The organism is Ruegeria sp. BHSB172 (genome assembly GCF_059613165.1).
In genome coordinates this window covers 170760-195676 of the sequence record NZ_JBXWRZ010000003.1, presented here as the reverse complement: position 1 = coordinate 195676, position 24917 = coordinate 170760, and the positions used below count along the sequence as shown (strand labels likewise).

The following is a 24917-nucleotide window of genomic DNA, read 5'->3' as shown; positions in this document are numbered from 1 at the left end:
GTATGATCAGGGCTATTCCGCCCGGGGTGTCAAAGAATTCAGCCATTGGTCCTCACACCGTGGGTATTCCGTTTGCCGCCGTGGCCGCCAAGCCCAGCCCGACGGCCAGAGACTCGCACCGCAAGCGGTTGGTTTGGCGTGTCGGTGTAAACAGCATCCGCCGCCCGTACGCCACCTTTTTTCTTCCGTTTCAACGGTCGCGCACACGACGCGGCCGCCGCCCCGTCATACGAGCCGGCGGGCAACGGCGCGCCGTTGTTCTGCCGTATGAACGCCGCCAGACTCATTCCGCCGCGATCTTCTGGTTGCCGCGCGCCTTGGCCAGCGCCGAAAGCTCTGCCATCAGCTGCGACGCCCGCGCGATCGGGTTGGTCAGATAGAAATCTTTGATCACAGTTCGGAAGGTCGCCTGCCCCAACGACCCGGCCTCGAGCGGCTGCATTTCGTTCTCGGGCACTTGGTCGATCTGCGCCAGATGCGGCACCGCCGCGACCAGCGCCGTGCGCAGCTGCGCCAGCGAGTCGTAAGGCAGCGCCTGCCCCAGCTCGGCCGAAAGCGCCCGCAGGATCGCCCAGTTTTCCTTGGCCTCGCCCGGGGCGAACCCGGCGCGCATCGCCAATTGCGGGCGGCCTTCGGTGTTCACGAACAGCCCGTTTTCCTCAGTATAGGCGGCTCCGGGCAGGATGATGTCCGCGCGGTGGGCACCGCGGTCACCGTGGCTGCCCTGATAGATCACGAAGGGGCCGTCCTCGATCTCGATTTCGTCGGCCCCGAGGTTGTAGATCACCTCGGCCCCATCGATCGCTGCCTCGATTCCTCCTTCGGTGACGGCGCCCACATCCATCGCACCAACCCGCGCCGCAGCCGTGTGCAGCACGAACAGGCGGCCCGACAAGGCCTGGGCCGCAGCCAGAACGGCTAGGCCGTCGGCCTCGGTCACGGCGCCCTGCCCGACGATCACGATGGCATCCTTGCCTGCCTTTGCCTTGGCCAGAGCCGCGCGGTCCTCACCCAAATGGTCATAGTCATAGGTCAGATCCACCGCCGGACCGATCACCTTGACCGTGGCCCCGGCCAGCCACGCCTTGCGGATGCGCGCGTTCAGCACCGGGGCTTCGTGCCGCGGGTTGGTGCCGATCAGGATGATCTCTTTCGCGGTATCGATCTCTTCGATCGCCACATTTCCGACATAGCCCGAGCGGTTGCCGATGGGCAGGCGGGCATTGTCGGTTCGGCACTCGACCTTACCACCCAGCCCTTCGATCATCTGCTTCAGGGCAAAGGCGGCCTCGACCGGAACCAGGTCGCCGACAAGGCCGGCCACGGTCTTGCCCTTCATCGCGTCCGCCGCGGCCGCAAGCGCCTCGGTCCAGCTGGCCGGGCGCAAAAGGCCGTTCTCGCGGATATAGGGCGTGTCCAGCCGCTGGCGGCGCAGCCCGTCCCAGACAAAGCGTGTCTTGTCGGAAATCCACTCTTCGTTCACGCCGTCATGGTTGCGTGGCAGAATGCGCATCACGACGCGGCCCTTGGTGTCAACCCGGATGTTCGAGCCCAGAGCATCCATCACGTCGATTGATTCGGTCTTGGTCAGCTCCCACGGACGGGCGGTGAACGCATAAGGCTTCGACGTCAGCGCGCCCACCGGACACAGGTCGATGATGTTGCCCTGAAGGTTCGAGTCCAACGTCTGGTTCAGATAGGTCGTAATCTCGGCGTCTTCGCCCCGACCGGTCTGCCCCATCTGATCGACCCCCGCCACCTCGGTGGTGAAGCGGACGCAACGGGTGCAGCTGATGCAGCGGGTCATGGCGGTGCCCACCAGCGGCCCAAGATCCAGATCGTCCACCGCGCGCTTGGCCTCGCGAAACCGGCTGGCCGAGATGCCATAGGCCATCGCCTGATCCTGCAGATCGCATTCACCGCCCTGGTCGCAGATCGGGCAATCCAGCGGGTGGTTGATCAGCAGAAACTCCATCACGCCTTCGCGGGCCTTCTTGACCATGGGCGAGTTGGTCTTGACTACCGGCGGCTGGCCTTCCGGCCCCGGGCGCAGATCGCGCACCTGCATGGCGCACGAGGCGGCGGGCTTGGGCGGGCCGCCCACGACCTCGACAAGGCACATGCGGCAGTTGCCTGCGATCGACAGGCGCTCGTGATAGCAGAAACGCGGCACTTCGATCCCGGCCTGTTCACAGGCCTGGATCAGGGTCATTGCACCATCGACTTCGATTTCCTTGTCGTCGATCACGATCTTGCGGAGGTCAGACATGGTCTAGTTCGCCCTCAAATACACGCCAATGGCGCTGTTTCTTTCGATTTCCCTGCGCCCCAGCGCACAGAAAGTTTCGGTGTCGGCATAGCTTACGCCGTTCTGAGCCAGGTATGCCTCGCCCTTGGCGCGCATCCGCGCCTTTTCTGCATCCGATTCCACATAGGCCCGGATCTCGGCATCCGAATATCCCAGCTGGTTCGCTTTGGATCGCAGCCCCCACATCACGCCTATCGCCTTCAGACGACGCCCGCTGATTGTCGGGCAGATTTCTGAAATCTCGTTGGCGATGGCGATGTAGTAGAGCGAGTCGTCGATCTCTTTAACTTCGCGCAAGGGCGGTTTGGCTCCGGCCACGGCAGGCAGCGCGACGACGCAGGCAACGGCGGCAAGTTTCGCAGCTTTCATGACATATCCTTTCGTCTTGGGTTCCCCAAGACGACACTTCCCTCGACCGCTATGCAATAACGCGCGGCCTGCCGGAACCTGATATGACATGGCATGGGTCATGGCCGCTGACACTTCCCGGCAAAAGTCAGGCTGTCATTGTCGATCCGCAGAGTCTGCGGCTCGGCATCCGGTCCGATTTTCCAGGCGATGCGGGAAGACCCGAAATTCTGCACACAGAACCGCGTGGCCTCATAGCGCCCCGCTTCGCGCGCGCCGTCCAACGAAGCCGACACGCCCTTGACCGTCACGGTGAAATCGGCCGGCGACCTTTTCTTGTCGACCGCCTTCGCCTTGGAGCGAAATGCCTGCCCATCGAACAGCACGCGATCCTCGGCCTTGCCACCGCAGGCCGACAGCACCGCCAGAACCGCCAAAACACCGGTCAACGGAGCAATGGCCCAACCACGGGCAAGAATAGGGATCAGCCTTGCCATCAGATCGCCGCCACCAAAGCCATGACGCCCAGCACAGCCATGCATGCCCAGGCCACAACGTACAGAACGCTTCGCAGGCCGCTGTGCGGTTTGCCAATGCCGCGGATATGAACCACCAGCATCACCAGACGCGCCACCAAGGCGATCGAGGCCAGCCAGTTCACCCAGACCGGGCTGACCCCCAGCAGCATGGCCGCCAGAGTCACGGTCAGGAACGCGGGCAGAGTTTCGGTTCCGTTAAGATAGGCGCGGTTCAGACGATAGGCACTGTCGGCATAGTTCTGTTCCGGCGTCGCCCCTGGCGCCAGGCCCTTGCCCTGCTTGGCCAGCGCCGAGAACGGCGCCAGCAGCAGGACCACCAGCGTAAAGATCACCAGCGCGGCAATCGCGTGCGAGTATTCGGAATATACTTCCATCGGATCTACTCCGCCGCCATCGCACCCATACGGCCCGATTTGCGGGCCTTGATGCGGTCTTCGATTTCTTCGCGGAAGTTGCGGATCAGGCCCTGGATCGGCCATGCGGCCGCGTCCCCCAGTGCACAGATCGTGTGGCCTTCGACCTGCTTGGTCACCTCGAACAGCATGTCGATCTCTTCCAGCTCGGCCTCGCCGCGGACAAGGCGATCCATCACGCGCATCATCCAGCCCGTGCCTTCGCGGCAGGGCGTGCACTGGCCGCAGCTTTCGTGCTTGTAGAATTTCGATAGGCGCCAGATCGCCTTGATGATGTCGGTGGACTTGTCCATCACGATCACAGCCGCCGTTCCCAGCCCCGAGCCCAGATCGTTGCGCAGATAGTCGAAATCCATGATCGCATCGCGCATGTTCTCGCCGCGCACGCAAGGCACGGACGAGCCACCGGGGATCACGGCCAACAGGTTGTCCCACCCACCGCGGATGCCGCCGCAATGGGTCTCGATCAGTTCTTCGAAGCTGATCGACATCGCCTCTTCGACCACGCAGGGGTTGTTGACGTGACCCGAGATCGCAAAAAGCTTGGTGCCCGCGTTGTTCTGGCGGCCGAAACCGGCGAACCAGTCGGCACCGCGGCGCAGAATCGTGGGCACGACGGCAATGGATTCCACGTTGTTCACCGTGGTCGGGCAGCCATACAGACCCGCCCCCGCCGGGAACGGCGGCTTCATGCGCGGCATGCCCTTCTTGCCTTCTAAGCTTTCCAGCAGCGCGGTTTCCTCGCCGCAGATGTAGGCGCCAGCGCCGTGGTGCAGGAACAGGTCGAAATCCCAGCCCGAGCCGGCCGCGTTCTTGCCCAGCAGGCCGGCGTCATAGGCCTCGTCGATGGCGGCCTGCAGCGCCTCGCGCTCGCGGATGTACTCGCCCCGGATGTAGATGTAGCAGGTATGCGCGTTCATCGCGAACGACGCGATCAGGCAGCCTTCGATCAGCGTGTGCGGATCGTGGCGCATGATCTCGCGGTCCTTGCAGGTGCCCGGTTCGGATTCGTCAGCGTTCACAACAAGGTAAGACGGACGGCCATCGCTTTCTTTTGGCATGAACGACCATTTCAGACCGGTCGGAAAGCCCGCGCCGCCACGCCCGCGCAATCCCGAATCCTTCATCGTCTGGATGATCCAGTCGCGCCCTTTAGCGATCAGGTCAGCGGTGCCGTCCCAATGCCCGCGGGCCTGGGCGCCCTTCAGCGTGCGCTCGTGCATCCCGTAGATGTTGGTAAAGATCCGGTCCTGATCCTTCAGCATCGCGTGTTACCTTTGGCTGTCCTGACGCATGCGCCAGAGTTGAAAAATGTTGACGCCCGCATAGATGAAAGCCGCGATCGCGGCGAAATCAAACAGCAGCGCATAGCGTCCCGGCAGTTCCAGCGCCGGGCCGATGAACAGGGTCACGGCAAGCCACATCAGCATGGTCACCGCGATGACCACGCCGATATGTCGGCCCTTGCGGGCGATGGCCTGTTCCTTGTCCTTGTCCATCACACTCCGATGCCCGTATCGGGCACCGTCTCTCAGTCTTCGTAAGTGCCTTCTTTCTTGGCACGTTTGGCAAATTCGGTTTCCTCGCCGGCCGCCAACTTGGCCGCCTGTTCGATCCAGCCGTCGCGTTCGATCCGGCCCTTGAATTTCAACCTTGCATCTACCCAGGCCACCTGTTCGGGCGTCCAGGCCGCGATCTGGTCATAGTGGTAAAAGCCCAGTTCGTTCAGCGTCTGCTCGAGCTTCGGGCCTACGCCCTTCAGCAGCTTCAGATCGTCGGGTTTGCCGCCACGAGGACCAGTCAGCGTTTCGGGCTGAGTCTCGGCGGTTGCGGGCCTAGCTGCGGCGCCCTCGGGCGAAGATGGCTCGGCCTTGGCGGATTTCTTGGGCGCGGCCTGACGGGCCGCGGGCTTGCCCGGGTCCGCCGCCTTGGGCGGCTTGGGCGCGGCTTTCGCGCCGGCGGCCTTGCCGTCCTTGCCCAGCCATGGCGTCAGGATCGGAACCTCGGTCCCATCGATGCGCTTGACCGTATCACCCAGATCGGCGGCCAGTTGAACGCTGGCATTGTACTTGGACTTGCCGGCCTCGTACTGTTTCAGGCTGGTCAAGCCGCCCTTGGGCTCGGCGGCATAGCGCCCGTTCTGCGGACCCGGAACCGGCGCCTTGCCGGCAGCCAGATCATCGATGATGCGGGCAAAGCTCTCGGCGGTCAGATCCTCGTAGTAGTCCTTGCCGATCTGCGCCATCGGCGCGTTCGAGCACGACCCCAGGCATTCGACCTCTTCCCAGCTCAGCTTGCCGTCCGCCGACAGCTGATGAGGCTTGGGCGCGATCTTTTCGCGGCAGACCGCGATCAGATCCTCGGCCCCGCAGATCATGCAGGACGTGGTGCCGCAAACCTGAATATGCGCAACGGAACCAACTGGTTGCAGTTGAAACATGAAGTAGAAGGATGCAACTTCAAGCACCCGGATGTAGGACATGTCCAGCATCTCGGCCACATATTCGATGGCCGGGCGGCTGAGCCAGCCCTCCTGCTCTTGCGCGCGCCACAGCAGCGGGATGACCGCGCTGGCCTGACGGCCCTCGGGGTACTTGGTAATCTGAGCCTTGGCCCAGTCCAGATTGGCGGGCGTGAAGGCAAAGCTTTCGGGTTGTTCGGGGTGCAGGCGGCGGAGCATTAGCGGTCAATCTCTCCAAATACGACATCCATTGTGCCGATGATCGCGGCGACGTCGGCCAGCTGGTGGCCCTTGGCGACGTGGTCCATGGCTTGCAGGTGCAGATAGCCCGGCGCGCGCAGCTTGGCGCGGTACGGCTTGTTGGTGCCGTCGGCGACCAGATAGACGCCGAACTCGCCCTTGGGCGCTTCGACGGCGGCATAGACTTCGCCCGCCGGAACGTGGAAGCCTTCGGTGTACAGCTTAAAGTGATGGATCAGGCTTTCCATCGAGGTCTTCATGTCCGAGCGTTTCGGCGGGGTGATCTTGCCGCGCGCCAGAACGTCTCCGGGGCAGTCGCGCAGCTTGGAGATGGCCTGACGAATGATCGACACCGACTGGCGCATCTCCTCCATGCGGACGAGATAGCGGTCATAGCAGTCCCCATTCTTGCCGACGGGAATCTGGAACTCGAATTCGTCGTAGCATTCATAGGGTTGCGCGCGTCGCAGGTCCCAGGCCAGGCCCGATCCGCGCACCATCACGCCCGAGAATCCGTATTTCTGGATGTCATCCTCGGTTACGACACCGATATCGCAGTTGCGCTGTTTGAAGATGCGGTTCTCGGTCAGCAGGCCGTCGATATCATCCAGAACAGCGGGGAAAGCATGGCTCCAGGCCTCGATATCGTCAAGCAGTTCGGGCGGCAGGTCCTGGTGAACGCCACCGGGGCGGAAATAGGCGGCGTGCAGGCGGGCGCCGCAGGCGCGCTCATAGAACACCATCAGCTTTTCGCGCTCTTCGAAGCCCCATAGCGGCGGGGTCAGCGCGCCAACGTCCATCGCCTGTGTCGTCACGTTCAGCAGGTGGTTCAGGATGCGCCCGATCTCGGAATACAGAACCCGGATCAGCGAGGCGCGGCGCGGCACTTCGACCCCGGTCAGCTTTTCGATGGCCAAGCACCAGGCGTGTTCCTGGTTCATCGGCGCCACGTAATCCAGACGGTCAAAATACGGCAGGTTCTGCAGATAGGTCCGGCTTTCCATCAGCTTTTCGGTGCCACGGTGCAGCAGGCCGATATGCGGGTCGCAGCGTTCGACGATCTCGCCGTCCAGTTCCAGCACCAGACGCAGAACGCCATGGGCCGCAGGGTGCTGCGGGCCGAAATTGATGTTGAAGTTGCGGATCTTCTGTTCGCCCGTCAGAGCGTCTTCGAAGCCCTTGCCGCCATCCATCATCGTGTCTCTCCTGTCCGGGGATCAACCCCGGCTGTTCCGTTCGTGCCGGACCGGTCCGGCAAGCGAGGGCCTCAGCGCCGCCCCCGGTTTTTCTTCTTTGCCTCGGCCCGAACCCGGACCCTTTCGGCGTCTGCCGCTTTCACCGCCGCCCCGGCCAACAACGCGCCCAGAGCCCCAATTACAACCAGTTCTCCAAGCATCGTCAGCATCTCAGCGGCGCTCCAGTTCCTGCAGCTTCAGACCCATCCACCACAAAAGGGCGATCGTGCCGAAGGGAACCAGACAGGCCAGCGCCCAGTATTTGTTGATCCCGAAAAACGGCAGAAGCTTGACCATCGGGATGATGGTCAGCGCCGAAAGGATCAGCCACCAGATGCCGCCCATTTACTTGGTCTCCTGCTTTTCGTCCCCCGGCAGAATGTAATTCGCACCCTCCCACGGGCTCATGAAGTCGAACTGGCGGAATTCCTGAACCAGCGAGACTGGCTCATAGACCACGCGCTTCTGCGCCTCGTCATAGCGAACCTCGGTGTAACCGGTGGTCGGGAAATCCTTGCGCAGTGGGTATCCCCGGAACCCGTAGTCGGTCAGGATGCGCCGCAGGTCCGGATGGCCCGAGAACAGGATGCCGAACATGTCGAACACTTCGCGCTCGAACCAGTTGGCGGACGGGTGCACATCGACGATCGAGGGCACCATCTCGTCCTCGCGGACCGAGACCCGCAGCCGGATGCGATGGTTCTGATACATCGAGAGGAAGTGATAGACGACGTCGAACCGCTTGGCCCGCTCGGGATAGTCCACGGCGGTGATGTCGACGAGGGTCGAGAATTTGCAGTTCTGGTCAGACTTCAGATACTCGACGAATTCAACCAGGTTCGACGGGGCCACATCGACGCTCAACTCACCAAAGCTGACGTCCCATGACAGGACGCAGTCGGGCCGCTTGATTTCGATCAGTGCGCCAAGTTCCTTGAGTGCTTCGCTCATCAGGGTTCCTCCTCAGCGCACGATGGTGCCGGTGCGGCGGATCTTGCGTTGCAACTGCAACAGACCATACAGCAGCGCCTCGGCGGTCGGCGGGCAGCCGGGAACGTAGATGTCCACCGGAACGATGCGGTCGCAGCCGCGCACCACCGAATAGGAATAGTGGTAATACCCGCCGCCATTGGCGCAGGATCCCATCGAGATGACATAGCGCGGCTCGGGCATCTGATCATAGACCTTGCGCAGAGCCGGCGCCATCTTGTTGGTCAGAGTGCCTGCCACGATCATCACGTCCGACTGGCGCGGGGATGCACGCGGCGCGATGCCGAAGCGTTCGGCATCGTAGCGCGGCATCGAGGTGTGCATCATCTCGACCGCGCAGCAGGCCAGGCCGAAGGTCATCCAGTGCAGCGAGCCGGTGCGCGCCCAGTTGATGATGTCCTCGGACGAGGTCAGCAGGAACCCTTTGTCCTGCAACTCGGCGTTCAGGGCCTGGGTGGCGACTTCCTTGTCAACGCCCGCGGTGTTTGCACCCGTCATCACTCCCATTCCAAGGCCCCCTTCTTCCATTCATAGGCAAAGCCGATGGTCAGAACGCCCAGGAACACCATCATCGACCAGAAGCCGACATCGCTGATATCCTTGAAGCCCACGGCCCAGGGAAACAGGAACGCAATCTCAAGGTCGAAGATGATGAACAGGATCGAAACCAGATAGAATCGGACATCGAACTTCATCCGCGCATCGTCGAACGCGTTGAACCCGCATTCATAGGCGCTGACCTTTTCGGGGTCGGGATTGCGGACTGCCAGAACGACGGCGGCCAGAATCAGGACGATTCCAAGGCCCACGGCGACGGCCAGAAACACCAGGATCGGGAGATATTCCCGCAACAGCTCTTCCACGAGTGGCTCCTTTCCTGCGCATCCCGAACGAGACGCGCCGTCAATTGGCGTGTTGACTGGACATTCTCTATCCGCGCGGGGTCAGAGGGTCAACCGAGCACAAGCGCGCATGGCACCGAATATTCGGCTTGCCAACGCCCAGCGCTGCACTAGGCGCAAGCCCTTGGCTTCAAATGGTCGCGGACGGTCAAACCTCACTATTCCATGAAGGTTTTCGCTTGTCGAAGAAAGCGCTGATTCCCTCATGCGCCTCGTCCGTTTCCCATCGGTCGACCAGCGCCCGGATCGTGTGGTCGATCACCGCGTCGTCGATGCGCGGCCCGAGGTCCCGAACCAACGCCTTGGCCGAGGCCACGGCGCCCGGCGCACAGGACAGATAGGGCTGCACTTCGGCTTCGATCGCGGCATCCAGCTCATCCGCCGGAACGGCCCGCGCGAGCAGACCAAGATATACCGCCTCGGCCGCGTCGAACAGACGGGCCGACATGAACACGCGCCGCGCGCGGGCCTCGCCCATGCGGGCGATGACATAGGGGCCGATGGTGGCCGGAATCAGCCCCAGCCGGGTTTCGGTCAGCCCCATCTTCAGGCTGTCCACGCCGACGGCCACGTCGCAGACCGCGGCCATGCCCACGCCACCGCCAAAGGCGTTGCCCTGAAGCGCGCCGATCAACGGTTTTCGCAGGGTGTTCAGGGCGTTCAGCATCTCGGCCAGCTTGCGTGCCTCGACAAAGCGGGTCTCGGGATCGGCGGCCATTTGGGCCTGCATCCAGCCCAAGTCACCCCCAGCGCAGAAGCTCTTGCCCGCGCCGGTCAGAACTACGACACGCACGTCGTCGGTTTTCCCCAGTTGCGCGGCGGCCCGGGTCAGTTCGGCGATCATCTGCGACGACATCGCGTTGTGTTTTTCCGGCCGGTTCAGCGTCAGCGTGGCAACCCCGCGCGGGTCGGTGGAGATCGAGATGGTCTCAAACATGTCAGCCTCTTATCCCGCCCGCATTGCGCGGGCCATTTCCGCCGCTTCGTTCAGCACGGCGGCGTCCAGTCCGGTGTCATAGCCCAGCCGCTCCAGATGCGCGGCCACGGCTTCGGTGGCCACATTCCCGGCCGCGCCCGGTGCGTAGGGGCAGCCGCCCAATCCGCCCACGGCTGCGTCGAACACCCGGACGCCCAGCGCAAGCGAAGCGTCTATATTGTCAATCGCGCGCCCGTTGGTGTCGTGGAAATGCCCGGCCAGGCGGGTCGCGGGCACATATTCACGCACCGCCAGCAGCATCCGTGCGATGCTGTCGGGTGTCCCCTGGCCGATCGTGTCGCCCAGCGAGATCTCGTAACAGCCGTGCGAAAACAGCAGGTCGGCCACCTCGGCCACTTTGGCAGGCGGCGTCGGCCCGTCATAGGGGCAGTCGGTCACGCAAGAGACGTATCCCCGCACCGGCAGGTCGATATGGCGCGCCGCCTCGAGGATCGGGACGAACCGCTCGATGGATTCGGCGATGGTCGCGTTGATGTTGGCCTTGGAAAACCCCTCGGAGGCCGAGGCAAACACCGCGATTTCATCCGCCCCGGCAGCCAGCGCGTCCTCATAGCCGCGCATGTTCGGGGTCAGCGCGGCATAGCGCACGCCGGGGGCGCGGGTGATCCCGGCCAGAACCTCGGCGCTGCCGGCCATCTGCGGCACCCATTTGGGCGAAACGAAACTGGCCACCTCGATCCGGCTGAACCCCGCCCGGCTGAGGCAGTCGACCAGCGCGATCTTCTCGGAAACCGGGATTTCGCGCTTTTCGTTCTGCAGCCCGTCGCGCGGCCCCACTTCGAAAATCTCGACACGTTCCGCCATGGCGGTGCCCTCCTGTTCAGTCCCGGCCCGCCCCGTTCAGGGCGGGCGTTCAGGGTTTCAGTCGTCTTCCAGCCGGACCAGCGCCGCGCCGGCCTCGACCTGCGATCCGGCCTCGGCCAGAACCTCGGCCACGACACCGTCGCGGGCGGCCAGCAGCGAATGCTCCATCTTCATCGCCTCGAGGATGGCCAGCCGGTCGCCCTCCTTCACCGCCTGTCCCGGCGCGGCGAATACCGCCTTGACCAGCCCAGGCATCGGAGCCTCGACCACGTTGGTATCACCGGCGGCGCTGACGTCGCGGTCCAGCGGGTCCAGTACCTCGAAGCTCACGCCATAGGCGTCGAACACGGTGACATCGTGGCCTGCAATCGCAACCGGCGGCATCGGCTGGCCGTCGATGATCCAGCGGCCATTGACCCGTTCGGCGATCACGGTGGTCCCGCCCACCTGCCAGTCCTGCCGGTCCGGCCCTGCGACCTGGACGTCCAGATCCAGAACCTCGCCGTCGCGCTTCAGCTGAAGCGCCCGGTGCAGCGGGGCCCAGAGGGTAAACCCGGTGTCCTCGGCGGGTTTGTCCAGTCCGGTCGCGGCCATCGCGGCCGCAACGGTCATTGCCGGGCTGACGGCGGTTTCGCGCACCAGATCGTCCAGATCGCGGCCGATCAACCCGGTATCGACATCGCCTGCCGCAAACCCGGCGTGCCGGGTCAGTGCGCCCAGGAAAGACAGGTTGGTGACGGTTCCCGCCACCTGCGTTTGGCGCAGCGCGCGGTGCAGTTGTTCCAATGCCACCGCGCGGGTCGGGCCGTGCACGATCACCTTGGCGATCATCGGGTCATACCATGGGCTGATCGTGTCGCCCGCCCGCACGCCGCTGTCGGCGCGGCAGCCGTGCGGAAACTCCAGATGGGTCAGGGTGCCCGTCGCGGGCAGGAACCCTTTGGGTACGTCCTCGGCATAGAGCCGGGCCTCGAAGGCATGGCCGTTGATCGACAGTTCGCTTTGCCGCTTGGGCAGGCTTTCCCCCGCCGCAACCCGCAACTGCCATTCGACCAGGTCGATGCCGGTGATGGCCTCGGTCACCGGGTGTTCGACCTGCAGGCGGGTGTTCATCTCCATAAACCAGAAGCGGTCGGGGCGCAGACCGTCCGAGGCATCGACGATGAACTCCACGGTGCCAGCGCCCTTGTAGCCGATGGCCTCGGCCGCGCGCACGCCCGCCCGGCCCATCGCTTCGCGCATCTCGGGCGTCATTCCGGGGGCCGGTGCTTCCTCGATCACCTTCTGGTGGCGGCGCTGCAGCGAGCAGTCACGCTCGAACAGATGCACGGCATTGGTGCCGTCGCCAAAGACCTGAACCTCGATATGGCGGGGCTTGGCCACGAATTTCTCGACCAGAACGGCATCATTGCCAAAGGCGGTCTTGGCCTCGCCCCGGGCACTGTCCAGGGCGGCCGCGAAATCCGCGGGTTTCTCGACCAGCCGCATCCCCTTGCCACCACCGCCGGCCACCGCCTTGATCAGAACCGGATAGCCGATCGTGTCGGCCGCACCGGCCAGATGCTCGGGGTCCTGGTTATCGCCGTGATAGCCGGGCACGACCGGGACGCCAGCCTGCTCCATCAACGCCTTGGCGGCATCCTTCAGACCCATTTTGCGGATTGCATCCGCCGAGGGGCCGATGAAGATCAGGCCCGCCGCCTGAACTGCATCTACGAAATCGGGGTTCTCGGACAGAAACCCGTACCCTGGGTGGATCGCCTGCGCGCCGGTGTCCAGCGCGGCCTGAATGATCACGTCGCCTTTCAGATAGCTGTCGGCCGGAGCCGCTCCGCCAATATGCACGGCCTCATCCGCCATCTGCACATGCTTGGCGGCCGCGTCCGCATCTGAATACACGGCAACGCAGGCCACGCCCATCTTGTGCGCAGTTTCGATGACCCGGCAGGCAATCTCGCCCCGGTTGGCGATCAGGATCTTGTCAAACATGGCCGTTACCCTTTCCCTGCCAGATCTTCCACAAGGCGAAACCGTTCGCAGACCAACTCCATCCTTGGGTCGAAGCCGCCGTTTCTTTCGAAATATCTGCGATGATCCTCGCGCCAGCCTTTCAGGCTGTCGTTTTCGCCCTCGGCCAGGGCAAACGCCTCGTCCACCTCGCAATAGCGCCGGACCGTCACATCGACCGTTTCGATGACCAGCGCGGGCTGTCCGTCCCAGTCCAAAGCGATGTCGCGGCGGCCAACCTGCGGCATTGCCTCGCCACCCGCCGCAAAGGTACGCAACGCGCCACATGTCGCGGTCTTGCGCCCCGAGCGGACCAGAGCCAGCAAGTCGTCGCACAATGCCCGGCTGTCGCCGAACTGAAAAGTCTCGGCCCCAGGGTATCTTTCTTTCAAACTTTCCAGCATCGAACCGCCCCTTCTACATCCGGAACACGCCAAAGCGCGTGTCCTCGATGGGTGCGTTCAGTGCGGCGCTCATCGACAGGGCCAGCACATCGCGACTTTTGCGCGGGTCAATGATGCCGTCATCCCACAGCCGGGCAGAAGCATAGAGCGGGTGCGACTGCTCCTCGAACATCTCGAGCGTCGGGCGTTTGAATTCGGCCTCTTCCTCGGCCGACCATGTGCCGCCCTGCCGTTCGATCCCGTCGCGTTTGACCGTTGCAAGAACACCGGCGGCCTGCTCGCCACCCATGACCGAGATACGGCTATTCGGCCACGTCCACAGGAAACGGGGCTGATAGGCGCGCCCCGCCATGCCATAGTTCCCGGCCCCGAAAGAGCCGCCCACCAGCATGGTGATCTTGGGCACGCTTGTGGTGGCCACGGCGGTCACCATCTTGGCGCCATGGCGCGCGATGCCTTCATTCTCGTACTTGCGGCCCACCATGAACCCGGTGATGTTTTGCAGGAAAACCAGCGGGATCTTGCGCTGGCTGCACAGTTCCACGAAATGCGCGCCTTTCTGCGCGGCCTCGGAAAACAGCACGCCGTTGTTGGCGATGATCCCGACGGGGCAGCCTTTGACATGGGCGAAGCCGGTCACCAGCGTCTCGCCGAACCGAGGCTTGAACTCGTCAAAACGCGAGCCATCGACCAAGCGCGCGATCACCTCGCGGATGTCGTACGGCGTGCGCAGATCGGCCGGGACAACGCCCAGGATTTCCTCGGGGTCATAGGCCGGGTCTTCGGGGCTGGCCCAATCCACCGTCTGCGGCTTGTTCCGGTTCAACGAGCCAACGGCTCGGCGGGCCAGAGCCAGCGCGTGGGCATCATCCTCAGCCAGATAATCGGCCACACCCGAAAGGCGCGTGTGCACGTCGCCGCCGCCCAGGTCTTCGGCGCTGACGACCTCGCCCGTCGCCGCCTTGACCAGCGGCGGGCCGGCCAGAAAGATCGTGCCCTGTTCCTTGACGATGATCGTGACGTCGGACATGGCCGGCACATAGGCGCCGCCCGCGGTACACGAGCCCATCACCACAGCAATCTGCGGGATGCCCTTGGCGCTCATCCGTGCCTGGTTGTAGAAGATGCGGCCGAAATGGTCGCGGTCGGGAAAGACCTCATCCTGGTTGGGCAGGTTCGCGCCGCCGCTGTCGACCAGATAGATGCAGGGCAGATGGTTTTCCTCGGCGATCTCCTGCGCGCGCAGGTGCTTTTTGACCGTCATCGGATAATAGGTGCCGCCCTTCACGGTGGCGTCGTTGCAGACCACCATGACCTCTTGCCCCTGCACCCGGCCGATGCCCGCAATGACACCGGCACAAGGGGCCGCACCGTCATACATGCCATGCGCCGCCGTCGCGCCGATTTCCAGGAACGGAGACCCCGGGTCCAGCAGGTTCGCCACCCGCCGCCGGGGCAGCATCTTGCCCCGCGACACATGGCGTTCGCGCGATTTCTCGCCCCCGCCCATGCGCGCGGCCTCGGCGGCGTCAGAGATCTGCGCCAACGCCTCAAGGTGCGCGGCACGGTTTTGCTTAAAGCCATCGGACGAGGGCAAAGCGGAAGATCGCAGCTTCATCTGGTATACTCTCTCAGAAATTCGCGAACGGGGTTTTCGCTGACGCCAAAGCTCTGCATGATGCGCGCATAGCCCTGCGACACGTTGCTGGAGCAGACGGTGTCCAGCTTCTTGATTTCCGGCTCTTCGAGGAAATCCTCGAGATCCCACATCGGAACCATGAAATAATATTCGAACGGCTGCATCTCGGCCGCCATTTCCATCGCCTCGACGGCCTTGTCCTGTTCTCCGCGGCACAGATAGGCCAGCGACAGGTTGCGATAGGCGCTCCCAAGGCTCTCATAGTCGTCGTCTGCCTCGTATTGGTTGACCGCGAGTTTGAGCCGCCCAACGACCTGACGACCGAAATACCCGTCATCCGCCTGCGCCTCAGGCAGGAACATCGCGACATAGGCCAGCTTCTCGTCATGCCAGCCATCGGTCTGCATCTCGTTGCTGAAGACGTCGTGCAGCATCCGGATTTCCGGTTCGTATTTCAGCGTGCCCTCCGAGTCGGCCACCGCATCCAGATAGTTGTCATAAAACGCGATCCTGCGTTTATCTTCGGCATCCAGCCTGGCGACCCGACCGGCGATCTTGCGCAATTCCGATATGGCCTCGTCCGGGTAGCCGTAAAAAATCAGCAGATCAGCCACTTGCAGTTTTTCGATGACGGCAACCTTTTCTTCGACCGCCTTGTCGATCGTGTCTCGCATCCAGGTTTCGAAATAGGTCTTTCCGGCCCAAAAGGCCCCAATAACCGCGATGACGGTCGCGCTGAACTCGACTCCGGTCCGGACGCTGGATTTATCTGCCATGGCACATCTCCTCGGACGCGCGACGTTTCAATTCCTTGCGAATGACTTTCCCCGTCACGGTCAAAGGCAAGTCTTGCACAAAAGCCACCTCTCGCGGGTAGGAATAATGTGCCAGACGGTCCTTGACCCAATCCTGTAGCTCTTGTTCCGAGGCCTCGGACCCCGGTTTCAGCACCACATAGGCCTTCACGATCTCGGTCCGCAGCGGGTCGGGTTTGCCGACCACGCCCACGGTGGCCACCGCCGGATGGGTCAGCAGGCAATCCTCGATCTCGGCCGGGCCGATGCGGTATCCCGCCGAGGTGATCACGTCATCCTCGCGGCCGACAAAGCGCAGATAGTCGCCCTCCCACACGCCGCGGTCACCGGTGACCAGCCAATCGCCGCGAAACTTCTCGGCCGTGGCCTGCGGGTTGTTCCAGTATTCCAGCAGCATCGAGGCCGAGCCACGCCGGATGGCCACATCACCCTCGGCGTCGGTCGGCTTGCCTGCGGCGTCGATCACCGCGACCTCGTGGCCCGGCACTGGCTTGCCGATACAGCCCGGGCGCGCGGGGAAATCCTCGGCACAGGACGAGACGACCATATTGCATTCGGTCTGGCCGTAGAATTCGTTGATCGCCAGGCCAAAGGCCCGCTGCCCCCACGCCAACATTTCCGCGCCGAGTGGCTCGCCACCCGAGGCCACGGACCGCAGGCCGGGGATATCTATATCCGCAGCCTTGAGTATCCGCAGCGCCGTGGGAGGAAAGAACACGTTGCGCACGCCGCCGCGCTTGATCACCTCCGCGCAGGCCTCGGGGGTGAACTTGTCGAGCCGCGCAGCGACGACCGGAATGCCCAGCGCCAGCCCCGGCATCAGCACGTCGAACAACCCGCCGATCCAGGCCCAGTCGGCCGGTGTCCACAGGCAGTCGCCCGCACGCAGGTGGTTGTGGCTGATGGACACGCCCGGCAGATGCCCAGTCAGCACTCGGTGCCCATGCAGCGCCCCCTTGGGCTTGCCCGTCGTGCCCGAGGTATAGATCAGCACCGCCGGGTCCTCGGGACCGGTGTCAGCAAAATCCACGGCGGGCCCGTCCGCCCCCAGTTCTGACACGATCAGCGGCTGCGCCAGATCGCCCAACATATCGGCGCCCTCGCCGTCGGTCAGCACATACCCGGCCCCCGCATCGCCGATGCGCGAGGCTAGGGCATCGCGCTTGAACAGCTTGAACAACGGCACCGAGATTGCCCCTATCTTCCAGATGGCCAGATGCGCGGCCGCGCACCACGGTGACTGACTGAGCAGCACGCCGACCCGGTCGCCGGGTTGCACTCTGCGGAGCAACCCGCGCGCCAGCCGATCGGTCATTTGTTCAAGTTCACCATAGGTGATCTCGGTCGTAACCACAGAAGATAGATCAAGGATAGCCACCTGCTCGGCTGGCTGCGAGAGGCACTGACGCGCCATGTTCAACCCGGGCGGAATCACCCAGCCCCCACCCCGGTGCAAACCTGGTATGCGTCTAGTGGGATGCAATGGATTTACCCCTTAATTTCTTATGCCTTGAACGCATTTTCTCAAACAAAACAAAAGGCAGATTTTGACTCAGATCAGTGTCCCGACCCGACCGACCTGAAACACTGGGCGCGTCAACTAACCCAAAGGCATGAAAATGACCAAGAAACTCGCCATCCTCGCGCTTTCCGCCGCCGTCGCCGCCCTGTCGGCCCCCGCCTTCGCCCAGTCGGAGGGCGACTGGACCTTGGGTATCGGCATCGGGTACCTGGACCCGAAATCCGACAACGGTACGCTGGCCGGATTTAGCACCGACATCGACTCGGACACCCGCCCGATCTTCACCGCCGAGTATTTCATCCGCGACAACTTGGGCATCGAGTTGCTGGCCGCAACCCCGTTCAAGCATGACGTCACGCTGGGCGGAAGCGTCGATGCCGGCAGCGTCAAGCACCTGCCGCCCACCCTGTCGCTGAACTATCACTTCCCGACCAACAGTGCCTGGAAGCCCTATGTCGGTGCCGGTCTGAACTACACCATCTTCTTCGACGAGGAATCGCCGCTGGGCGATCTCAAGGTCGACGACTCGTTCGGCGTGTCGCTGCAAGCCGGTCTGGACTACATGGTCACGGACAAGGGCGCGGTTCGCCTGAACGTCCGCTGGTTCGACATCGACTCGGACGTCACGCTGAACGGCGCGAACATCGGCAAGGCCGAGGTCGATCCGTGGCTGGTTGGCGTGTCCTACGTCCATCGCTTCTGATCCTTCGATCGGATACGCCTCGCCGTGACCTCGTCGGCGAGGCGTTTTTCTTCATAGCATCTCGTTCATCAGCTCACGGCCGATCAGCATCCGGCGGATCTCGCTGGTGCCCGCGCCGATCTCCATCAGCTTGGCATCGCGGAAGATCCGGCTGACCGCCGCATCCGACAGGAATCCGGCCCCACCCATCGCCTGCACCGCCTGATGGGCCTGAACCATCGCCTGCTCGGACGCATAGAGGCAGCACGCCGCCGCATCCTGACGGGTCACGTCGCCCCGGTCACAGGCCTTGGCCACCTCATAGATGTAGGCACGCGCCGAGTTCATCGCCGTGTACATGTCGGCGATCTTGCCCTGCATCAGCTGGAAGGTTCCGATCGGTTTGCCGAACTGCTTGCGCTCGGCCATGTAAGGCATGATCTCGTCCAGACTGGCTGCCATGATTCCGGTACCGATCCCGGCCAGAACCACCCGTTCATAGTCGAGGCCTGACATCAGCACGGCAACGCCCTTGCCCTCTTCGCCCAAAACGTTCTCGAACGGCACCTCGACATCTTCAAAGATCAGCTCGGCCGTGTTCGACCCGCGCATCCCCAGCTTGTCGAAATGGGGCGAGGTCGAGAACCCTTTCATCTCTTTCTCGATGAGGAAGGCCGTGATGCCCTTGGACCCGGCCTCCGGGTCGGTCTTGGCATAGACGACCAGCGTATCGGCATCCGGGCCGTTCGTGATCCAGTATTTGTTGCCGTTCAGGCGGTAATGGTCATTGCGCTTTTCGGCGCGCAGCTTCATCGAGACCACGTCCGACCCGGCACCGGCCTCGGACATGGCCAGTGCGCCCACATGGTCGCCCGAAACCAAGCGCGGCAGGTATTTCTTCTTCTGCTCTTCGTTGCCGTTCAGCTTGATCTGGTTGACGCACAGGTTGGAATGCGCCCCGTAGGACAACGAAACCGAGGCCGAGGCCCGCGCGATCTCCTCGACAGCCACGACATGGGCCAAGTAAGACATGCCCGCCCCGCCGTATTCCTCGGGCACGGTGATGCCCAGCAGCCCCAAGTCACCCATTTCCTTCCACAGTTCGTTGGGAAAGGCGTTGGTCTTGTCGATCTCGGCCGCCATCGGCTTGACCCGCTCCTGCGCCCAGCGGTGCACCATCTCGCGCAGCGCGTTCACATCTTCACCCAGATCGAATTGCATTGTCGCCGTGAACATCCGCGCTCTCCTCTCTCGCGTTAATGAACAGGTGTTCAATAAACTGATACAGACCTTTCCCCTCGCGGTCAATCATCGCGTGACCCAAATGAAAAAGCCGCCCCTCGGGTGGCTTTTGCAGGGTTCGGGCGTGCGCCGCATGGCGCACTCTATTGAATTACTGTTGGAAAACGGCGCCGACCTCGGCGCGGATGATGCCGGCAATCAGGCGGCAATCGTCCAGCGAGAAGGTGAGCGGAACGCGCATGTCGATGACCCCGCGCAGAATCCGGTCGGTCTCGGGCATCCGTTCCGACTCGGCATAACGCCAGCTGTCATAGCGCGAGGTAAACCCGGTTGGCTCGGCCCCGCCGAACCACTTCAACTCGACCCCGCGATCGGCGCAGCGCCTCAAAACCTCGGCGATCTGCTCAGACGCCCAATCCAGCAGAAGGAACTGGATCGACGAGCCTACATATCTTTCCTCCGCAGGCCGCTCGACGATGGTCAGGCCGGGCGTGCCGCGCAGGCCCGCTTCGATCTCGGCATAGCGTTCGTTCCAGCGCCGTACCTGCTGGTCCAGATTGCGCAACTGGGGGCGCAGGATCGCCGCGCGTAGATTGTCCATCCGCCCCGACACGTTTGGCGTGGTGTACTTGATCCGCTCGAAAACCTCGGGAGCCGGCGCCGCAAGGTGGCGTTCATACAGCATGTACGAGCCCGACAGCATCGTGGCCTTGGCCGCCAGCATCTCGTCATCGGTGATCAACAGACCACCCTCGCCCGAGTTCACATGTTTGTAGGTCTGGCAGGAATAGCAGCCGATCGCTCCCTGCCGGCCGGACAACTGCCCACGCCAGACGGCGCCCATCGTGTGGGCGCAATCCTCGATCACCGTCACCCCGGCTGCGTCGCACATCTGCATCAACCGGTCCATGTCACACAGATGCCCGCGCATGTGGCTGAGCATCAAAACCTTGGCGCGGTCCAGCTTGGCCGCCAGATCGTCCAGATCGATGGTCAGCCCCTCGGTCACGCCCACAAAAACCGGGCGCGCATTGACCGAAGCAATCGCCCCCGGCACAGGGGCCAGCGTGAAGGCGTTGGTCAGAACCGCGTCCCCCGGCTGGACACCCACGGCACGCAGGGCCGTGGCCAGCGCATAGCCGCCCGACGACACGGCCAGACAGTATTTCGCCCCCATCTGCACGGCAAATTCCTGTTCCAGAAGGGCGGTTTCGCTCACCTCTCCGGGGGCCACGTTGTAGCGGTGAAGCCGCCCGTGGCGCAGAACGGCCAGCGCCGCCTCGATCGCCGCGTCGGGGATTGGCTCCTGCTGGGTGAAACTGCCAGAAAATCGCTCGGTCATGGCGTCGTTTGTGAGGCCAGTCGCAGCGCGGGTCAAGAGATCAGGCCGCCGCGCCCACAAGCTCGGCGACGATTGCGGGCAGATCGTCGAAATGGTGCAGCAGCGCCTCGGGCTGCAGCGCAGCCATGTCATCGCCTGACGGGCCGAAGGTCACAAGGATCGACGGCACCCCGGCGGCACGGGCCGTGTTCCTGTCGGTATCCGAGTCGCCCACCAGGATGCAGTGGTCGGGATGTCCCCCGGCCCGGCGCGCGGCTTCACGCAGCGGGGCGGGGTCGGGCTTGCGCACCGGCAGCGTATCCGCCCCCACCAGCGAGCCGAACAGCGCCCGCGCGCCCAGCCGTGTCATCAGCAGCTCGGCCAGCGCCTCGGGCTTGTTGGTGCAGATGCCGACACCGTATCCGGCGGCTTTCAGCGCTTCGACCGCCTGCAGCGCGCCGGGATAGAAGGTGGTGTGGGTGTCGATAGCCTGTCCATAGGCCTCGAGCAGGACCGGGTAATAGGCGTTCACGGTCTCTTCGTCATAGGCGCCCACGCGTTTCAGCCCATGGGTCAGCATCATCCGCCCGCCGCGCAAAGCCACCGCAGCATCCTGCCCGTGCACCAGCACATCACCATGCCCCATCTGCCGGAAACAATGGTTCGCCGCCGCCAGCAGATCGCCCGACGTATCGGCCAAAGTCCCGTCCAGATCGAAGATGACCGTGCGCATTTTGTCTCCTTGCTCGGCAGTTTTCCGCCATGTCGTGTTGCAAACGGCAATCTTGTTTGATGGCCGAACGGCTTGCGCCCCTGCCCCCAGCGGATAAAACGGACCGCGACAAAACAAAAGAGAAAACGCATTCATGAGCACTGCCCTTGTCATCCTTGCCGCCGGAAAAGGCACCCGGATGAATTCGGACATCCCAAAGGTTTTGCACCCGATCGCCCAGGTTCCGATGCTGGTGCACGCCATGCGCGCCGGTTCGGTCCTGGCACCCGAACGCACGGTCATCGTCACCGGCCACGGCTCGCAGGCGGTGGCCAAGGTCGCGCAGGCCGAGGATGAAGACGCGCGCATCGTCGTGCAGGACCAACAGTTGGGCACCGCCCATGCCGTCGCCCAAGCGCGCGAGGCGCTGGACGGGTTCATCGGCGACGTGGTCGTTCTGTACGGCGACACCCCGTTTCTGCAGCCCGACACGCTGGAGCGCATGATCGCCGCGCGGGCTGACAACGATCTGGTGATCCTTGGCTTCGAGGCCGCCGACCCGGCCCGGTACGGCCGTTTGGTGATGAACGGCGACGCCCTGGAGCGGATCGTCGAGTTCAAGGATGCTTCAGATGAAGAACGCGCCATAACCTTCTGCAACTCAGGCCTTCTGGCCTGTGACGCGGGCACCCTGTTCGACCTGATCGACGCGGTCGGAAACGACAACGCCTCGGGCGAATACTATCTGACCGACGTGGTCGAGATCGCGCGCGACCGCGGCCTGAAGGTCACCGCCGTTTCGTGCGACGAGGCGCAGACGCTGGGCGTGAACTCGCGCGCTGATCTGGCCGCCGCCGACGCCGTGTTCCAGGCCCGCGCCCGGGCCGAGTTGCTGGATCTGGGCGTCACCCTGATGGCCCCCGAGACGGTCTATCTGGCCGCCGATACGGTGATCGGCCGCGACACGGTGATCGAACCAAACGTGGTCTTCGGCCCCGGTGTCACCGTCGAAAGCGGCGCGACGATCCGGGCGTTTTCGCACCTGGAAGGCTGCCATGTCAGCCGCGGCGCCATAGTCGGCCCCTATGCCCGGTTGCGCCCTGGGGCGGAACTGGCCGAGAACACGCGTATTGGCAATTTCGTCGAGATCAAGAATGCCCAGATCGACGAGGGCGCCAAGGTCAATCACCTCAGCTATGTCGGCGATGCGTCGGTGGGCGCGGGTACGAATATCGGCGCGGGCACCATCACCTGCAACTATGACGGCGTGATGAAGCACCGCACGACGATCGGCGAGAACGTCTTTGTCGGTTCGAACACTATGCTGGTGGCCCCGGTCACCGTGGGCAGCGGCGCGATGACGGCCACCGGCACCATCGTGACCCGCGACGTCGAACCCGACGCCCTGGCGGTGGGTCGCGCCAAACAGGAAAACAAGCCGGGCTATGCCCGCAAGCTGTTCGAGATGCTGAAGGCGAAAAAGGCACGCCGGGACAAGGGAGCCTGAGTAAATGTGTGGAATTGTTGGCGTATTGGGCAAGCACGAAGCGGCGCCCATTCTGGTCGAAGCACTGAAACGGCTGGAATACCGCGGCTATGACAGTGCGGGCATCGCAACCATAAACGGCGGCAAGCTGGGCCGTCGGCGCGCGGTGGGCAAGCTGGTCAATCTCAGCGACCTGCTGGTGCATGACCCCCTGCCTGGCAAGTCGGGCATCGGGCACACGCGGTGGGCGACCCATGGCGCACCCTCGGTCAGCAACGCGCACCCGCATCAGGCCGGACCGGTTGCCGTGGTCCACAACGGCATTGTCGAAAACTATCGCGAGCTGCGGGCCGAACTGGCTGAGAACGGAATCGATTTCCAGACCGAGACCGACACCGAAACCGTCGCGTTGATGACCGAATTCTACATGAAATCGGGGCTGGGCCCGGTCGAGGCCGCCTTCAAGACCATCGACCGGCTGCAAGGCGCCTTCGCGCTGGCCTTCCTGTTCGACGGCGAGGATGACCTGATCGTCGCCGCCCGCAAGGGCTCGCCGCTGGCCATCGGGCACGGAGATGGCGAGATGTTCGTCGGCTCGGACGCCATCGCGCTGGCGCCGCTGACCGACCGGATCACCTATCTGGAGGAAGGCGACCGCGCCGTGGTCACCCGCAATTCGATCGAGATCCGCAACGAGGCGGGCGAAATCGCAAATCGCGAGATCCGCAAGATCCAGCTGGATCAGACCCGAACCGACAAGGGCGGACACAAGCATTTCATGGCCAAGGAAATCGCCGAACAGCCGGTGGTGGTGGCCGAGGCGATCCGCTCGTACCTGCCCACCGGCAGCGACCGGGTGGTTCTACCGGATGCGGATCTTGATTTCTCCAAGCTGGACCGCCTGACCATGGTGGCCTGCGGCACGGCCTTCTATGCCTGCCTGACCGCAAAATACTGGTTCGAGCAACTGGCCCGGATGCCCGTAGAGGTCGATATCGCCAGCGAGTTCCGCTATCGCGAACCGCCAATCACTGACCGCACGCTGGCGCTGTTCGTCAGCCAGTCGGGCGAAACCGCCGACACCCTGGCCGCGCTGCGCTATTGCGAGGGCAAGGCTGACAAGATCGTGTCGGTGGTCAATGTCCCCGAAAGCTCGATCGCGCGGGAAAGCGACGTGGCGCTGCCCATCCATGCCGGGGTCGAGATTGGCGTTGCCTCGACCAAGGCCTTCACCTGCCAGCTGAGCGTTCTGCTGATGCTGGCGCTCAAGGCCGCGGCCGACCGGGGCACGCTGGACGACGATGCGCTGGCCGATCACGCCGCGGCGCTGCGCGGCCTGCCGACGCTGCTGAACGCCGCGCTGGACCAGGAGGAGGCGATCCGGAAATCCGCGCAGCGCCTGTCCGAGGCGCGCGACGTTCTGTTCCTGGGACGCGGCCTGATGTACCCGCTGGCCCTCGAAGGCGCGCTGAAACTCAAGGAAATCAGCTATATCCACGCCGAAGGCTATGCCTCGGGCGAGCTGAAGCATGGCCCCATCGCCCTGATCGACAAGCACATGCCGGTGGTGGTGATGGCCCCGCGCGATGCGGTGTTCGACAAGACCGTGTCGAACATGCAAGAGGTCATGGCGCGCAAGGGCAAGGTCATTCTGGTCTCGGACGACGACGGGATCGCCGATGCCAAAGACGGGGTCTGGAGCACGATCCGTATGCCGCATGCCCACGCCTCGGTCGCGCCGATCCTGTATTCGGTGCCCGCGCAGCTGCTGGCCTATCACACGGCCGTCGCCAAGGGCACCGATGTGGACCAGCCGCGTAACCTGGCGAAATCCGTCACGGTCGAGTAAG

At 63.6% G+C, this 24917-nt stretch carries 25 protein-coding genes; 3 read left to right on the top strand and 22 right to left on the bottom strand.

All coding sequences use genetic code 11. From position 1 onward, the window contains the following. Positions 1-283 precede the first annotated feature (283 nt). The 19 genes from nuoG to AC2FM3_RS02940 form a co-directional block, all read right to left on the bottom strand. Positions 284-2269 carry an NADH-quinone oxidoreductase subunit NuoG gene (gene nuoG / locus AC2FM3_RS03030; protein ID WP_496678945.1) on the bottom strand — a complete coding sequence of 662 codons (1986 nt, stop codon included), beginning with the start codon at positions 2267-2269 and terminating at the stop codon, positions 284-286. A 3-nt stretch (positions 2270-2272) separates the two neighbouring features. After that, on the bottom strand, positions 2273-2779 hold the full coding sequence (locus AC2FM3_RS03025) for a DUF5333 domain-containing protein (protein ID WP_496678944.1): 507 nt from the start codon (positions 2777-2779) through the stop codon (positions 2273-2275). Then, positions 2776-3153 (bottom strand): hypothetical protein, encoded by a 378-nt coding sequence (locus tag AC2FM3_RS03020; RefSeq protein WP_496678942.1) that lies wholly within the window; start codon positions 3151-3153, stop codon positions 2776-2778. The genes AC2FM3_RS03025 and AC2FM3_RS03020 overlap by 4 nt, the downstream gene beginning before the upstream one ends. Further along, positions 3153-3569, bottom strand: coding sequence for an MAPEG family protein (locus tag AC2FM3_RS03015; RefSeq protein WP_496678940.1), 417 nt, complete (start codon positions 3567-3569; stop codon positions 3153-3155). The genes AC2FM3_RS03020 and AC2FM3_RS03015 overlap by 1 nt, the downstream gene beginning before the upstream one ends. Positions 3570-3574: 5 nt before the next feature. Then, a complete protein-coding gene (nuoF, locus tag AC2FM3_RS03010; protein WP_496678939.1) occupies positions 3575-4873 on the bottom strand; it encodes an NADH-quinone oxidoreductase subunit NuoF in 1299 nt (432 codons plus the stop codon). A 6-nt stretch (positions 4874-4879) separates the two neighbouring features. Beyond that, the gene (locus AC2FM3_RS03005) at positions 4880-5107 is read right to left on the bottom strand and encodes a DUF5337 domain-containing protein (RefSeq protein ID WP_496678937.1); all 228 of its coding nucleotides are present in this window, start codon (positions 5105-5107) and stop codon (positions 4880-4882) included. Between the two features lie 32 nt (positions 5108-5139). Further along, the gene (locus AC2FM3_RS03000; protein ID WP_496678935.1) at positions 5140-6288 is read right to left on the bottom strand and encodes an NADH-quinone oxidoreductase subunit E; all 1149 of its coding nucleotides are present in this window, start codon (positions 6286-6288) and stop codon (positions 5140-5142) included. Next, complete coding sequence (locus AC2FM3_RS02995; RefSeq protein WP_496678951.1) at positions 6288-7502, bottom strand: NADH-quinone oxidoreductase subunit D; 1215 nt, start codon at positions 7500-7502, stop codon at positions 6288-6290. Before AC2FM3_RS02995 ends, AC2FM3_RS03000 begins: the two co-directional genes overlap by 1 nt. 213 nt (positions 7503-7715) lie before the next feature. Then, on the bottom strand, positions 7716-7889 hold the full coding sequence (locus AC2FM3_RS02990; protein WP_068347518.1) for an NADH dehydrogenase: 174 nt from the start codon (positions 7887-7889) through the stop codon (positions 7716-7718). After that, on the bottom strand, positions 7890-8495 hold the full coding sequence (locus AC2FM3_RS02985; RefSeq protein WP_496678933.1) for an NADH-quinone oxidoreductase subunit C: 606 nt from the start codon (positions 8493-8495) through the stop codon (positions 7890-7892). A 12-nt stretch (positions 8496-8507) separates the two neighbouring features. Next, the gene (locus tag AC2FM3_RS02980) at positions 8508-9041 is read right to left on the bottom strand and encodes a NuoB/complex I 20 kDa subunit family protein (RefSeq protein WP_093964904.1); all 534 of its coding nucleotides are present in this window, start codon (positions 9039-9041) and stop codon (positions 8508-8510) included. Next, complete coding sequence (locus tag AC2FM3_RS02975; protein ID WP_093964903.1) at positions 9032-9397, bottom strand: NADH-quinone oxidoreductase subunit A; 366 nt, start codon at positions 9395-9397, stop codon at positions 9032-9034. The genes AC2FM3_RS02980 and AC2FM3_RS02975 overlap by 10 nt, the downstream gene beginning before the upstream one ends. Positions 9398-9584: 187 nt before the next feature. Continuing rightward, on the bottom strand, positions 9585-10373 hold the full coding sequence (locus tag AC2FM3_RS02970; protein WP_496678932.1) for a crotonase/enoyl-CoA hydratase family protein: 789 nt from the start codon (positions 10371-10373) through the stop codon (positions 9585-9587). 9 nt (positions 10374-10382) lie between these two features. After that, on the bottom strand, positions 10383-11237 hold the full coding sequence (locus AC2FM3_RS02965; protein WP_005984063.1) for a hydroxymethylglutaryl-CoA lyase: 855 nt from the start codon (positions 11235-11237) through the stop codon (positions 10383-10385). 57 nt (positions 11238-11294) lie between these two features. After that, positions 11295-13226, bottom strand: coding sequence for an acetyl/propionyl/methylcrotonyl-CoA carboxylase subunit alpha (locus tag AC2FM3_RS02960; RefSeq protein WP_496678931.1), 1932 nt, complete (start codon positions 13224-13226; stop codon positions 11295-11297). 5 nt (positions 13227-13231) lie between these two features. Beyond that, complete coding sequence (locus AC2FM3_RS02955) at positions 13232-13648, bottom strand: ASCH domain-containing protein (protein WP_496678929.1); 417 nt, start codon at positions 13646-13648, stop codon at positions 13232-13234. A gap of 13 nt (positions 13649-13661) precedes the next feature. Then, positions 13662-15266, bottom strand: coding sequence for a carboxyl transferase domain-containing protein (locus tag AC2FM3_RS02950; protein ID WP_496678927.1), 1605 nt, complete (start codon positions 15264-15266; stop codon positions 13662-13664). Continuing rightward, on the bottom strand, positions 15263-16063 hold the full coding sequence (locus AC2FM3_RS02945; protein ID WP_496678926.1) for a hypothetical protein: 801 nt from the start codon (positions 16061-16063) through the stop codon (positions 15263-15265). The genes AC2FM3_RS02950 and AC2FM3_RS02945 overlap by 4 nt, the downstream gene beginning before the upstream one ends. Then, positions 16053-17516: an AMP-binding protein gene (locus tag AC2FM3_RS02940; protein ID WP_496678925.1), complete on the bottom strand. Its 1464-nt coding sequence runs from the start codon at positions 17514-17516 to the stop codon at positions 16053-16055. The genes AC2FM3_RS02945 and AC2FM3_RS02940 overlap by 11 nt, the downstream gene beginning before the upstream one ends. A 205-nt stretch (positions 17517-17721) precedes the next feature. On the opposite strand from AC2FM3_RS02940, the gene AC2FM3_RS02935 reads away from it, so the two are divergent. After that, positions 17722-18327, top strand: coding sequence for an OmpW/AlkL family protein (locus tag AC2FM3_RS02935; protein ID WP_496678923.1), 606 nt, complete (start codon positions 17722-17724; stop codon positions 18325-18327). A gap of 51 nt (positions 18328-18378) precedes the next feature. Here AC2FM3_RS02935 and AC2FM3_RS02930 read toward each other — a convergent pair whose 3' ends face one another. The 3 genes from AC2FM3_RS02930 to AC2FM3_RS02920 form a co-directional block, all read right to left on the bottom strand. Next, positions 18379-19542, bottom strand: coding sequence for an isovaleryl-CoA dehydrogenase (locus AC2FM3_RS02930; protein WP_496678921.1), 1164 nt, complete (start codon positions 19540-19542; stop codon positions 18379-18381). 157 nt (positions 19543-19699) lie between these two features. After that, positions 19700-20890: a DegT/DnrJ/EryC1/StrS family aminotransferase gene (locus AC2FM3_RS02925; protein ID WP_496678920.1), complete on the bottom strand. Its 1191-nt coding sequence runs from the start codon at positions 20888-20890 to the stop codon at positions 19700-19702. A 40-nt stretch (positions 20891-20930) separates the two neighbouring features. Then, positions 20931-21602: an HAD-IA family hydrolase gene (locus AC2FM3_RS02920; protein WP_149776861.1), complete on the bottom strand. Its 672-nt coding sequence runs from the start codon at positions 21600-21602 to the stop codon at positions 20931-20933. A 133-nt stretch (positions 21603-21735) separates the two neighbouring features. Between AC2FM3_RS02920 and glmU the strand changes: the two genes are divergently transcribed. Then, entirely contained in the window at positions 21736-23088 is a 1353-nt protein-coding gene (glmU, locus tag AC2FM3_RS02915) for a bifunctional UDP-N-acetylglucosamine diphosphorylase/glucosamine-1-phosphate N-acetyltransferase GlmU (protein WP_496678918.1), read from the top strand. 4 nt (positions 23089-23092) lie between these two features. Further along, complete coding sequence (gene glmS / locus AC2FM3_RS02910) at positions 23093-24916, top strand: glutamine--fructose-6-phosphate transaminase (isomerizing) (protein ID WP_496678917.1); 1824 nt, start codon at positions 23093-23095, stop codon at positions 24914-24916. The last annotated feature ends 1 nt before the right edge of the window (position 24917 follow it).